This window comes from Enterococcus sp. S53, assembly GCF_016516865.1.
Taxonomy (GTDB): domain Bacteria; phylum Bacillota; class Bacilli; order Lactobacillales; family Enterococcaceae; genus Enterococcus_D; species Enterococcus_D innesii.
Genome location: NZ_JACVUH010000011.1, coordinates 83514 through 96340, shown reverse-complemented (window position 1 = coordinate 96340; position 12827 = coordinate 83514). Strand labels below are relative to the sequence as shown.

Genomic DNA, 12827 nt, shown 5'->3' with positions numbered 1-12827 from the left:
GGAGATGACAGGAAAAGAGGTGAGAAAGATTGGAAGATAAATCGCTTATGTTTCATATCGGTCCTATATGGTTTGATGGAACTGTAGCTATGATGACAATCATTTCTTGTATCATTGTTTTTTTGGTGGTCTTTATTTGTACACGTAATTTGCAAATGAAACCGAAAGGGAAGCAGAACTTCATTGAATGGGTCATTGACTTTGTTCGTGGCATCGTGGCGGACAATCTACCAGGATCTCAAGTGAACAACTTTCATTTGCTCGGTGTAACAATGTTTCTTTTTGTGTTTGTGGCAAATGAGATCGGCTTAGTCACGAAAATCGTGACGACAGATGACATTACCTTATGGAAAAGTCCGACAGCAGACCCGTTTGTTACATTGACACTCGCACTTATGGTTATTTCCTTGACACATTTCTTTGGGATCAAGTCGTTGGGCTTCAAAAATTACTTGATCAATTCGTATCTGAAACCGGTGGGCTTTTTATTGCCACTAAAAATCATCGAAGAATTTACGAATGTCATCACGTTAGGCTTGCGTTTATATGGAAATATATTCGCTGGTGAAGTGTTATTAGGATTGATTGCCAACATGTTTATTAGTCTTGGTTGGTGGTCATTGCCGATCGTGATGCCGCTAGAAATGATCTGGATTGGCTTCTCGCTCTTTATTGGAGCGATCCAAGCTTATGTATTTGTTACATTGACCATGGTATTTATGAGCCACAAAACCGTGGCAGAACATTAATCGAATCGACATACAATTAGGAGGAAAAAAGAATGAACTTTATTGGAGCAGGATTAGCAATTATCGGAGCAGCAATTGGTGCAGGGTATGGTAACGGACAAGTAATCGCAAAAACGATCGAATCAATGGCACGCCAACCTGAAATGTCAGGTCAACTACGTTCAACAATGTTTATCGGGGTAGCGCTAGTCGAAGCTGTACCGATTCTAGGGGTAGTTATCGCGCTGTTATTAGTCTTCCGATAAGACAAGCACGAAAAGGCAGAAACGAACAATTGCACTCGTTTTTGCTTTTTTCTAATGAAACAATGACTTTCAGAAAGGAAGAATCGTTATGCTAAATCAGTTGGTTATGGCGGAAGTTCAAAATCCAATGCTTGGCAATATTATCGTTGTCAGCGGATCAATTCTTCTTTTGCTATTCTTATTGAAACATTTTGCATGGGATGCCATCAGTAGCATGATGCAAAAACGGGAAGATAAAATCGCCAATGATTTGGATTCAGCGGAACAATCACGCTTGAATGCAGCAAAATTAGAAAAAGAACGCCAAGAAAAATTGGCACGTTCTCATTCTGAAGCTGCGGAGATCATCAAGAGCGCCAAAGATAGCGGGGAATTGAGTCGGCAAAATATTTTGAGCGAGACCAAAGAAGAAGTGGCTCGTTTGAAAGAAAAAGCCAACTCAGATATCACCCTTGAAAAAGAAACTGCGTTAAAAGAAGTGAAAGATGATGTGGCAGAACTTTCGCTTCAAATCGCAGAAAAAATCTTAGGCCGCGAATTGACTCCCGAAAATCATGAATCCCTAATCAATCAATATATCGAAGGATTGGGTTCAGTTAATGAAACTCGATAAATTCACAGTGGGAAAACGTTATGGAAAAGCGTTGTTCGAATTGGCGATGGAAGAACAGCGCTTGACAGAAGTTTACCAAGAATTAATGACCTTGCGTCAGATTTATCAGGAAATTCCAACATTCGGCCAAATCGTGACCGATAACCGTTTGGATCTTCATGAGAAAAGACAATTAGTCGATCAATTGCTGAAGGGCTTTGAAGGCTTGGTCAGAAATTTCTTAGAGATCGTTTATGAATATGATCGCATGGATGATCTATTGCTGATCATTGATGAATACGAACGTCGTTACGATGAATATCAAGGTCTTGTTCTCGGAACGATCACAACGGCTGTTGCTTTGTCAGCAGAACAAAAAAGCAAAATTGAAAAGCAGATCGCCGATAAGCTTGGGTACAAGCAGGCACAATTGAAAGAAACGATCGATCCAACGATTTTAGGCGGTGTCATCGTTGAAGCAAATCATCAAGTGATCGACGGTAGTATTAAGAGCCAACTGGATTATCTGCGACAAAAAATCGGCAGATAAACAAGAGATAAGAGGTGAATCGGATGGCCATCAAAGCAGAAGAAATTAGTGCCTTGATCAAAGAGCAAATTAAAAATTATCAGAACGAACTTTCTGTAGAAGAAATCGGTACTGTCACATACGTTGGGGACGGGATCGCCCGCGCCCACGGTTTAGAAAATGCCATGAGTGGAGAACTGCTTGAGTTTTCAAACGGTTCTTATGGGATGGCACAAAACTTAGAGTCAAACGATGTCGGGATCATCATCCTAGGTGATTTTGAAACCATTCGTGAAGGGGACAAAGTAAAACGAACCGGTAAAATCATGGAAGTTCCTGTCGGCGATGCATTAATTGGCCGGGTAGTAAATCCATTAGGGCAACCAATCGATGGTTTAGGTCCGATCGAAACAGATAAATCACGCCCAGTCGAAGCAGCTGCACCAGGTGTTATGCAACGGAAATCCGTTTCGGAACCAATGCAAACTGGTTTAAAAGCTATTGATGCTTTAGTACCAATCGGTCGTGGCCAACGGGAATTAGTCATCGGTGACCGGAAAACCGGGAAAACAACGATCGCTATTGATGCGATCATCAACCAAAAAGGGCAAGACATGATCTGTATCTATGTCGCTATTGGCCAAAAAGACTCAACGGTTCGTGCACAAGTAGAAACATTACGCCGTTACGGTGCACTTGATTACACGATCGTTGTTTCAGCAGGTGCTTCACAACCAGCACCATTGCTTTACATCGCACCTTATGCTGGGGCAGCAATGGGAGAAGAATTCATGTATAACGGCAAACATGTTTTGATCGTCTTTGATGACTTATCAAAACAAGCAGTCGCTTATCGTGAACTTTCTCTCCTTCTACGCCGTCCGCCAGGTCGTGAAGCATACCCAGGGGATGTCTTCTACTTGCACTCTCGTTTATTGGAACGTGCAGCGAAATTAAGTGATGAACTAGGCGGTGGATCAATGACGGCATTGCCGTTTGTTGAAACACAAGCAGGGGATATCTCAGCCTATATCCCAACCAACGTGATTTCTATCACAGATGGACAAATTTTCTTAGAAAACGACCTATTCTATTCTGGTGTGCGTCCTGCCGTAGCGGCTGGATTGTCCGTTTCACGGGTTGGTGGTTCTGCGCAGATCAAAGCGATGAAAAAAGTTGCCGGTACCTTGCGTTTGGACTTGGCTAGCTATCGCGAACTAGAGGCCTTTACACAGTTTGGGTCTGATCTAGATGCTGCGACACAAGCCAAATTAAACCGCGGTCGTCGAACCGTTGAAATCTTGAAGCAAAAACTGCATGAACCATTGGCAGTAGAAAAACAAGTCGTGATTCTTTATGCCTTGACGCATGGATTCATTGATAGTGTGCCAGTCAATAAACTATTGGACTTTGAAGCAGAATTATTTGAATATATCGAAGCAAACGCAGCAACGATTTTTGAAACCATTCGGACAACGAAAGACTTGCCAGAAGAAAGCTTGTTAGATGACACCATTAAAGCATTCAAAGATATTTTCATGGCATCCAACAGTTCTCGGGTAACGCCGCAAGATAAAATATCGACAATGCAAAACGCATAAAAGAGGTGAGAGAAAATGGCTGCTTCATTAAATGAAATCAAGCAACGAATTGCCTCAACAAAAAAAACCAGCCAAATCACAAAGGCCATGCAAATGGTTTCAGCTGCAAAATTAACAAAATCTGAAGCTCATTCGAAACAGTTTCAAGTGTATGCCAACAAAGTACGTGAAATCGTTACGCATTTAACTGCGCAGCAGCTTTCCGATCTTGCAGGTTCCGGTCCTAAAGATGGTGTGAACTATAACAGTATGTTGGTTAGTCGTCCGGTCAAACGCACAGGCTATATCGTCATCACTTCTGATGGCGGTCTAGTGGGCGGCTACAATAGTTCCATCTTGAAGCAAATGATGACCATGCTGGACGAAGACCATGCAAAAGAAGAAGAGTATGTCATGATTGCCATTGGTGCAACTGGCGCCGACTTTTTCAAAGCACGGGGCATCAATTTGGCGTACGAGTTAAGAAACCTTTCGGATCAACCAAGCTTTGACGAGGTGCGTAAAATCGTAACATTGGCGACAACGATGTACCAAAACGAAGTCTTCGATGAATTATATGTGTGTTATAACCATCATATCAACTCATTGACTAGCCAATTTCGTGTGGAGAAAATGTTGCCGATTTCCGATCTAGATCCTGAAGAAGCCGAAAGTTATGAACAAGAATACTTGTTTGAACCTTCTAGAGAAGCGATTTTGAATCAATTACTGCCTCAATACGCTGAAAGCTTGATTTATGGTGCGATTGTTGACGCAAAAACAGCCGAGCATGCTGCCGGAATGACAGCGATGAAAACAGCAACAGATAATGCCAAAAATATTATTGGGGACTTGACGATCTCTTACAACCGAGCGCGTCAAGGCGCAATCACCCAAGAAATTACTGAAATTGTGGCGGGGGCATCCGCGTTAGAATAGTTTCAAGAACGAATGGAGGAATACGAATGAGTTCAGGCAAGATTGTTCAAGTCATTGGTCCCGTTGTTGACGTGGAATTCTCTCTAGACCAATCATTACCAGATATCAACAATGCGTTGATTGTTTACAAAAAAGATGAGCAGAAAACAAAAGTTGTGTTAGAAGCTGCCTTAGAACTTGGCGACGGCGTTATCCGTACGATTGCCATGGAATCAACAGATGGCTTACAACGAGGAATGGAAGTAATCGATACAGGCGCCTCCATTTCTGTTCCAGTTGGGACAGACACCTTAGGACGGGTGTTTAATGTCCTAGGAGACACTATCGATTTAGAAGCGCCGTTCCCTGAAGAAGCACCTCGCAGTGGGATTCACAAAAAAGCTCCTGACTTTGATGAATTGTCAACAAGTACCGAGATCCTTGAGACTGGGATCAAAGTTATCGACTTATTAGCCCCTTATTTAAAAGGGGGGAAAGTTGGTCTTTTCGGTGGTGCCGGTGTTGGTAAAACCGTCTTGATTCAAGAACTGATCCACAACATCGCCCAAGAGCATGGGGGGATCTCTGTCTTCACAGGTGTTGGTGAACGGACACGTGAAGGAAACGACCTTTATAATGAAATGAAAGAATCTGGCGTTATCGAAAAAACAGCCATGGTGTTTGGACAAATGAACGAACCACCAGGTGCTCGGATGCGGGTTGCCTTGACTGGTTTGACCTTAGCGGAGTACTTCCGCGATGTAGAAGGACAAGACGTACTCTTGTTTATCGATAACATTTTCCGATTTACGCAAGCTGGTTCTGAAGTATCTGCCTTACTAGGTCGGATGCCTTCTGCTGTTGGGTATCAACCGACACTAGCAACCGAAATGGGACAATTACAAGAACGGATCACTTCAACGAAAAAAGGATCGGTTACTTCTATTCAAGCGATCTATGTTCCTGCCGATGACTACACGGACCCGGCACCAGCGACTGCTTTTGCCCATTTGGATGCAACAACCAACTTGGAACGGAAATTGACTGAACAAGGGATCTATCCAGCCGTTGATCCACTGGCTTCTTCTTCTAGTGCGTTAGCACCTGAAATCGTTGGTGAAAAACACTATGAAGTAGCGACTGAAGTACAGCATGCGTTGCAACGTTACCGCGAACTACAAGACATCATCGCTATCTTAGGGATGGATGAGTTGTCTGATGAAGAAAAAACGTTAGTGGCTCGTGCGCGTCGGATTCAATTCTTCTTGTCGCAAAACTTCCACGTAGCGGAACAGTTTACTGGACAACCTGGTTCTTATGTACCAGTTGAGGAAACGATCAAAGGCTTTGCTGAGATTCTTGAAGGAAAATATGATGATCTTCCAGAAGAAGCCTTCCGTAGTGTAGGACGAATTGAAGACGTCATTGAAAAAGCGAAAAAAATTGGCTATTAATTAACCAGCCTCGAAGAAAGAGGGGAACCTCATGGATCAATTTTTAACAGTCAATGTGGTGACACCTGCTGGTTTGGTTTACGATCACCACGCGAAAATCGTGGTTGCACGTACGACAGATGGCGAGATCGGTATTTTGCCGCATCATGCCCCAATCATCGTTCCTTTGACGATTGATGAAGTCCGGGTCAAACGGATCGATTCGGATACTCACGTCGACTGGGTCGCCGTCAATGGCGGTATCCTTGAAGTGCGGGACAATGTTGTCTCTATCGTAGCCGATAGTGCGGAACGTGATCGCGACATCGACGTTTCACGGGCAGAAAGAGCAAAACAACGTGCAGAACGTCAAATCGAAGAGGCCAAACAAGTCGAAGATATCGACCAGCTTCGTCGCGCAACGGTTGCTTTGCACCGCGCCATCAATCGAATCAACGTGTCAAAACATTCCTAAAAAACAAGGGCATCTTGCCTTTGTTTTTTTGTTTCTCCGAGAAAACGTTTTAAAAACTTTTTAAAGTCTTTTCATGAAGGTTTCAAGAAAGATTATTTTTTATCTTGACATCTTTGTGGTATGATAGGAATGTTCAATTATGAAAAAAGGAGCAGGAAGTATGCAAGTGTATGGAATTGATGCAATCATTCGAATCGTGAGTCATTTAGCGTTCATCTATTTAGCATTTTGGGCATTGCAATCTGTGCGGATCGATGCTTTTTTTAAAGCCTTACGAACGACTCAGATACGAATGGTCATGGTGTTTCTTGCGATTGCATTAGGCTACACCGCCAGTACTTTTTTCCTTGAGTTGATTGCGTTATGTCGTAATTTATTTTTAACAGGTTTTTAAGAATTTCATTAATATATGCAAAAACACCGAATATTATGCTATAATTGGCAAGATTTGTGTGAGTCACTGCATTATTTGGAGGGAACATAAATGGAAGAGATGATCGTTCAAGGTGGTAATCGATTAACTGGAACAGTGAAGATCGAAGGGGCAAAAAATGCTGTTCTACCTATCTTAGCGGCAAGCTTATTAGCGGAAGAAGGAACAACGACATTAACAAATGTACCGATCCTTTCCGATGTATTAACAATGAAAGAAGTGATTCGGCATTTAAATGTCGCAATCGATTTTGAAGAAGAAAACAATACGATGACGATCGATGCATCACAAGAGTTAGCGATCGAAGCACCGTATGAGTATGTAAGCCAAATGCGCGCTTCAATCGTAGTCATGGGACCTTTGTTAGCCCGTAATGGTCATGCCAAAGTGGCAATGCCTGGCGGCTGTGCAATCGGCAAACGACCAATTGATCTACATTTGAAGGGATTTCAAGCACTAGGCGCTCAAATCATCCAAAAAGATGGATACATAGAAGCGATCGCTGATGAGTTAAAAGGCAATAGCATTTACTTGGATTTCCCAAGTGTCGGCGCAACGCAAAATATCATGATGGCTGCCGTAAAAGCTAAAGGCATCACTATCATTGAAAACGTCGCTCGTGAACCTGAAATCGTCGATTTAGCAAACATTTTAAACAAAATGGGTGCCAAGGTCTTTGGTGCAGGAACCGAAACGATGCGTATTGAAGGGGTCGAACACCTGCATGCAGTAGATCATTCGATCGTCCAAGACCGTATCGAAGCAGGAACCTTTATGGTTGCAGCTGCGATGACTCAAGGAGACGTTATTATTAAAGATGCAATCTCAGAACACAATCGTCCATTGATTTCAAAATTGATCGAAATGGGCGCAGAAGTGACTGAAGTAGCTGAAGGGATTCGTGTCGTTGGACCTGAAAAATTGAAGGCAACAGATGTGAAAACAATGCCTCATCCAGGTTTTCCTACGGACATGCAAGCGCAAATGTCTGCTATTCAACTTTTAGCAGCTGGAACAAGTGTTGTGAATGAAACGGTATTTGAGAATCGTTTCCAACATTTAGAAGAAATGCGTCGGATGAATGCTCATGTCAAAATCGACGGCAACATAGCAGTGATCGAAGGCGGCCATGAATTGCAAGGTGCGCTGGTCTATGCGACGGATTTACGTGCTGCCGCAGCGTTGATTTTATTAGGTCTGCGTTCAACTGGTCGGACACGTGTCCGCAATCTAAAATATTTGGATCGTGGCTATTACAAATTCCATGAAAAATTGCAGCAATTAGGTGCTTCTGTGGAACGAGTTTCTGAAGTAGTTGAAGAAACCGTACCAGTAAACGCTTAGTAGGAGTAGGAGAGAATAAAGTGAAGTTGAACCGTTACATTCTAACTAGCTTGATAAAAATTCTAATTGTCATTTTGTTAGCTATTTTATTGTTCTTAGCTGGAACAATGATTGGCTATGGAGTGATTGGCGACGGTAGTCCTTTTAAAGTCTTCTCTCCAAGTCTTTGGAATCATATCTTTGAGTTTATGAAGTAAACCAAAACTAGGACTTACGCCTCGTGCTGAGTCCTAGTTTTTTCTATCTGTCTTTACTGCATCGTGATCATAAAAAGAAAGGTTGGCAAGAAATGAGTAAACTTTTGATTGGCTTTGTTCGTTTCTATCAACGTTTTATTTCTCCATTATTTCCTCCTAGCTGTCGTTATTATCCGACTTGCTCAGGATACATGATCCAAGCGATCCAAGTCCATGGAGCAGCCAAAGGAGGTTTGATGGGAATCGCACGTATCTTACGGTGCCATCCTTTTGTAAAGGGGGGAATCGACTACGTGCCTCAGACCTTTACGTTAAAACGTAACACTGATGATAAAGTCAAACCAACGTACCGTTATCGGAAAAGTTAAACGAACATAAGAGAAAAAGAAAAGGAAGAAAAACATGATTCGTCCAATCCACCCTAATGAAGCGTATCCTTGGTCACTGTTGCTGGATTCGGATCCTGAAAAAACAGTTGTAGAAGGCTATCTATATGACAGCCAGACGCTTGTTTATGAAGAAGCTGGAGAAGTGATCGGTGTCTTAGTGTATCAAGACCAAGGCACAAAGTGGGAGATAATGAATGTGGCTGTCTCCCCAGCAAAGCAAGGAAGGGGCATTGGGGGTCAATTGTTGCAAGCTGCCGAAAAAGCGATTCTTAGTCAGCAGCAAGGTGCAAAACACCCTCTTGTCGTGATCAAAACCGGTAGTCTGCCCTCTGCAGCCTTGACTTTGTACCAAAAGCAAGGCTATGTTGAAAAAGACCGGGTGAAAAATTATTTCACCACCCACTATGCTGAACCGATTTTCGAAAATGGGCAGCAGTTGATCGATCAAGTTATTTTGGAAAAGCAGCTCTAATCCCATAGAGACAGTCTATGTCGATTTTAGGCTGTTTTTTTTATTGTTATCGGAAATCGCTTTCTTCAAGCGGGGACTTACGGTAAAATAGATAGTATCAGAATAATAAAGGATTGAGGGGAAAAAATGGCGATTTTAGTCTTTGATATGGGTGGTTCAGCAGTAAAATACGGCGTCTGGTCACAAGATTCTTTGGTGAGTAAAGGCAAATTTACTACTCCAAATACTTGGGAGGAAATGAAAGCCCAACTTCAGCAAGTGAGAACAAGCGTAAACGAAGAGATCGAAGGAGTCGGGATCAGTGCGCCGGGTGCGGTCAATGCCCAAGAGCGGCGGATCGACGGCATTAGTGCGATCCCTTATATCCATGGGTTTGACATCTACTCTGAACTCGAAGCAGCATTTGGGGTACCAGTAACCATCGAAAATGATGCCAATTGCGCTGGGATGGCTGAATTTTATCAAGGAGCGGGCAAAGAGTTTCAGCAAGCTGCCTTCGTTGTGATCGGAACAGGCGTTGGCGGCACCCTGTTTCAAAATGGTGAGCTAGTCCGTGGGGCACATTTATACGGTGGCGAATTTGGGTTGATGATCTTGGATCAAGGCAAAACATTTTCGCAATTAGGGACAGCGGTTCAGATGGCTTGGCGGTATTGTGATCGAATCGGTGTAGATCGAGCCACAATTACCGGCGAAGAGGTCTTTCAACGCGCAGAAGATGGGGATGCCATTGCGATCGAGGAAGTCAATAAATTTTACCGCTATTTAGCGCAAGGACTGTTCAGTATTCAATTTGCTTTTGATCCTGAAGTGATCATTATCGGTGGCGGTGTCAGTGCCAAAAAAGGCTTATTACAAGAAGTTGATCAACGGTTGAAAAAAATGCTGGCAGATCAAGCTTTAAATGATTTTGTCCCACTGATCAAGCTTTGTGACTATCGCAATGACGCCAATCTAGTTGGGGCAGCAGCCAATTTTCAAGCATTGTATCCAAGAAATAGCCGCTAACATCTAGATGTGATGTTTTCAAACGTCCTTTTGACAAAAAAATGAAGCAATTCGAAACGTTCAAAAAGTAAGCAAAGGAAAAAAACTTTGCTTACTTTTCTTTTTGCTCAAAAAACTGAAAAGCGATTCCATTGTTGGTGGATCAGTGTTTTAAAAACCCCATTTTTTTATAGCGAAAAAAATAAATTCTGAATAGGTGAAATATTCTGATAATTCGTTGACATTTTCCGGATTTTTCAGTATATTGGATAACATATTCAGGGGAAGTGAAGGAGAGGAAAAATATGAAAAAGAAATTTGCGTTTTTGTTTGCGAGTTTGTTTTTGTTGACAGCGTGTAGCGCTGGACCAACAGGTGGATCAACGGACGGCAGCGGGGCTGCTGAAGGTGGCAACAAACAAGAGGGAGATACCATCAAGATCGGAACCAATTTAGAGTTGTCAGGAGCCGTAGCTGCTTATGGGACGGCTGAAAAAGAAGGAATCGACTTAGCAGTAGAAGAAATCAATGCTGCCGGTGGTGTTCTTGGAAAACAAATTGAAATTATTTCGAAAGATAACAAATCAGATAACAATGAAGCTGCTACAGTAGCAGCCAATTTAGCAACGAATGATAAAGTGGTAGCCATCATTGGTCCAGCAACCTCTGGTGCTACGAAAGCAGCTTTGCCTAACGTGACTAGAGCGCAAGTACCAATGGTTACTCCTTCAGGTACTGACGATGCGATTACTTACACTAGTGGGAAAGTGCAAGAATTTGCCTTCCGTTCTTGTTTCCAAGATAGCTTCCAAGGAACGATCTTAGCGAAATATGCGGCTGAAAATTTGGATGCATCAAAAGCCGTGATCTTGGGAGACAACTCAAGTGATTACGCAATTGGATTGACGGAAGCATTTAAAGAAAGCTACCCAGGTGAAATTGTCTTAGAAGATAACTTTACTGAAGGCGACAAAGATTTCCAAGCAGTTCTTACAAGAATCAAAGATGTCGACTTCGATGTCTTGTTCATTCCAGGCTACTACACAGAAGCTGGTTTGATCATCAAGCAAGCGCGAGAATTAGGAATTGATCAAGCAATCATTGGTGCCGATGGATTCGGTGATGAAAAAATGGTTCAAACAGCTGGTGCAGAAAATGTCAGCAATGTTTACTATACCGGTCACTTCTCTACCAAAGCACCAGCAAATGACAAAGTTGAGCCGTTTGTGGCCGCTTTCAAGGAAAAGTATGGCAAAGAACCTTCTGCTTTTAATGCATTAGCCTATGATGCCGTTTATATGATCAAACAAGCAATCGAAGATCAAAACTCAGCAGATTCATTGGCAATTGCAGCTGGTTTGTCTGAACTGAAAGACTTTGTCGGCGTGACAGGTGAAATCACAATGGATGAAAATCATAACCCTGAGAAATCAGCAGTTGTTTTAGGATTGACTGACGGGAAGGAAACCTCAGCAGACACTGTGGAACCTTAAAAACCTGTAGTTGTTTGGCAGTGAAAACTGGGACAGACCTGATGTGTTTGTCTCAGTTTCTTTTCTCTAATGAGAAGAACCATAATAAATGATATTGGAAGTGAGTATATGGAAATGATGATCCAACAATTGATCAACGGCTTGTTTCTAGGCAGTATCTACGCCTTGTTAGCGTTGGGTTATACGATGGTGTATGGCATCATCAAGCTGATCAACTTCGCCCACGGAGAAGTTTATATGATTGGTAGTTTTATCGGTTACTTTTTGATCAATCAATGGCAATTAGGGTTTTTCCCCGCGTTGTTCATTTCAATGATCGCCAGTGCAGCTCTTGGGGTAACGATCGAATTTTTAGCGTATCGTCCCTTACGCAATTCCACGCGAATTTCGGCACTGATCACGGCAATCGGGGTTTCTTATTTTTTGCAAAATGTCATGATCTTTTTCTTTTCAGCCAATGTGCGCCCCTTTCCGCAAGCGATCGAACGACAAACTTATTCCATCGGGTTTGTTCAAGTAAGTAATGTCCAGTTATTGATCTTGGCTGTTTCGGTTACCTTAATGATTCTCTTGCAATTGATCGTGAAAAAGACCCGGATGGGAAAAGCGATGCGGGCAGTAAGTGTTGATGCAGATGCAGCGCGTTTGATGGGGATCAATGTCAATCGAACGATTTCCTTTACCTTTGCCTTAGGCTCGGCTTTGGCTGCAGCTGGCGGGATGCTGATCGGTTTGTATTATAATTCCATTGATCCATCAATGGGGGTCGTTCCTGGTCTGAAATCTTTTGTTGCGGCGGTTCTCGGCGGGATCGGGATCATTCCTGGTGCAGCTTTAGGCGGCTTTGTGATCGGTTTGGTGGAGACAGCAGCGACAGCGCTTGGTTTTTCTGATTACAAGGATGCTTTAGTGTACGTCATTTTAATAATTATATTGTTGGTTCGTCCAGCTGGGATCCTCGGCAAAAATATCAAAGAGAAAGTGTAGGTGG

At 42.7% G+C, this 12827-nt stretch carries 16 protein-coding genes; all 16 read left to right on the top strand.

Translation table 11 applies throughout. The features are described from left to right. Positions 1–29: 29 nt before the first annotated feature. The 16 genes from atpB to IAE45_RS13390 all read left to right on the top strand — a co-directional run bounded on the left by atpB (position 30) and on the right by IAE45_RS13390 (position 12823). Positions 30–749 carry a F0F1 ATP synthase subunit A gene (gene atpB / locus IAE45_RS13465; RefSeq protein WP_077452900.1) on the top strand — a complete coding sequence of 240 codons (720 nt, stop codon included), beginning with the start codon at positions 30–32 and terminating at the stop codon, positions 747–749. 32 nt (positions 750–781) lie between these two features. Next, positions 782–994: an ATP synthase F0 subunit C gene (gene atpE, locus IAE45_RS13460; RefSeq protein WP_005228705.1), complete on the top strand. Its 213-nt coding sequence runs from the start codon at positions 782–784 to the stop codon at positions 992–994. An 88-nt stretch (positions 995–1082) separates the two neighbouring features. Beyond that, positions 1083–1607 carry a F0F1 ATP synthase subunit B gene (gene atpF / locus IAE45_RS13455; protein WP_016612589.1) on the top strand — a complete coding sequence of 175 codons (525 nt, stop codon included), beginning with the start codon at positions 1083–1085 and terminating at the stop codon, positions 1605–1607. Then, positions 1594–2136: a F0F1 ATP synthase subunit delta gene (locus IAE45_RS13450; RefSeq protein ID WP_016619750.1), complete on the top strand. Its 543-nt coding sequence runs from the start codon at positions 1594–1596 to the stop codon at positions 2134–2136. The genes atpF and IAE45_RS13450 overlap by 14 nt, the downstream gene beginning before the upstream one ends. A 23-nt stretch (positions 2137–2159) precedes the next feature. Beyond that, positions 2160–3716, top strand: coding sequence for a F0F1 ATP synthase subunit alpha (gene atpA / locus IAE45_RS13445; protein ID WP_005228708.1), 1557 nt, complete (start codon positions 2160–2162; stop codon positions 3714–3716). Between the two features lie 15 nt (positions 3717–3731). Then, positions 3732–4634: a F0F1 ATP synthase subunit gamma gene (locus IAE45_RS13440; protein ID WP_005228710.1), complete on the top strand. Its 903-nt coding sequence runs from the start codon at positions 3732–3734 to the stop codon at positions 4632–4634. 26 nt (positions 4635–4660) lie between these two features. Beyond that, entirely contained in the window at positions 4661–6067 is a 1407-nt protein-coding gene (gene atpD, locus IAE45_RS13435) for a F0F1 ATP synthase subunit beta (RefSeq protein WP_086291912.1), read from the top strand. Positions 6068–6098: 31 nt separating this feature from the next. After that, complete coding sequence (locus IAE45_RS13430) at positions 6099–6521, top strand: F0F1 ATP synthase subunit epsilon (RefSeq protein WP_005228716.1); 423 nt, start codon at positions 6099–6101, stop codon at positions 6519–6521. A gap of 160 nt (positions 6522–6681) precedes the next feature. Continuing rightward, entirely contained in the window at positions 6682–6915 is a 234-nt protein-coding gene (locus IAE45_RS13425; RefSeq protein WP_008380880.1) for a DUF1146 family protein, read from the top strand. Positions 6916–7005: 90 nt separating this feature from the next. Continuing rightward, positions 7006–8298, top strand: coding sequence for a UDP-N-acetylglucosamine 1-carboxyvinyltransferase (murA, locus tag IAE45_RS13420; protein ID WP_086291913.1), 1293 nt, complete (start codon positions 7006–7008; stop codon positions 8296–8298). 20 nt (positions 8299–8318) lie between these two features. Then, positions 8319–8495: a DNA-directed RNA polymerase subunit beta gene (locus IAE45_RS13415; RefSeq protein WP_005228723.1), complete on the top strand. Its 177-nt coding sequence runs from the start codon at positions 8319–8321 to the stop codon at positions 8493–8495. A gap of 92 nt (positions 8496–8587) precedes the next feature. Then, positions 8588–8863, top strand: a complete 276-nt coding sequence (gene yidD / locus IAE45_RS13410; RefSeq protein WP_206600723.1) for a membrane protein insertion efficiency factor YidD — start codon at positions 8588–8590, stop codon at positions 8861–8863. Between the two features lie 34 nt (positions 8864–8897). Beyond that, positions 8898–9356, top strand: coding sequence for a GNAT family N-acetyltransferase (locus IAE45_RS13405; RefSeq protein WP_200126605.1), 459 nt, complete (start codon positions 8898–8900; stop codon positions 9354–9356). Between the two features lie 126 nt (positions 9357–9482). Continuing rightward, positions 9483–10364, top strand: a complete 882-nt coding sequence (locus IAE45_RS13400) for an ROK family protein (protein WP_140966534.1) — start codon at positions 9483–9485, stop codon at positions 10362–10364. Positions 10365–10648: 284 nt separating this feature from the next. Then, positions 10649–11836 (top strand): ABC transporter substrate-binding protein, encoded by a 1188-nt coding sequence (locus IAE45_RS13395; protein ID WP_086291916.1) that lies wholly within the window; start codon positions 10649–10651, stop codon positions 11834–11836. 108 nt (positions 11837–11944) lie between these two features. Further along, complete coding sequence (locus tag IAE45_RS13390) at positions 11945–12823, top strand: branched-chain amino acid ABC transporter permease (RefSeq protein WP_005228742.1); 879 nt, start codon at positions 11945–11947, stop codon at positions 12821–12823. Positions 12824–12827 lie beyond the last annotated feature (4 nt).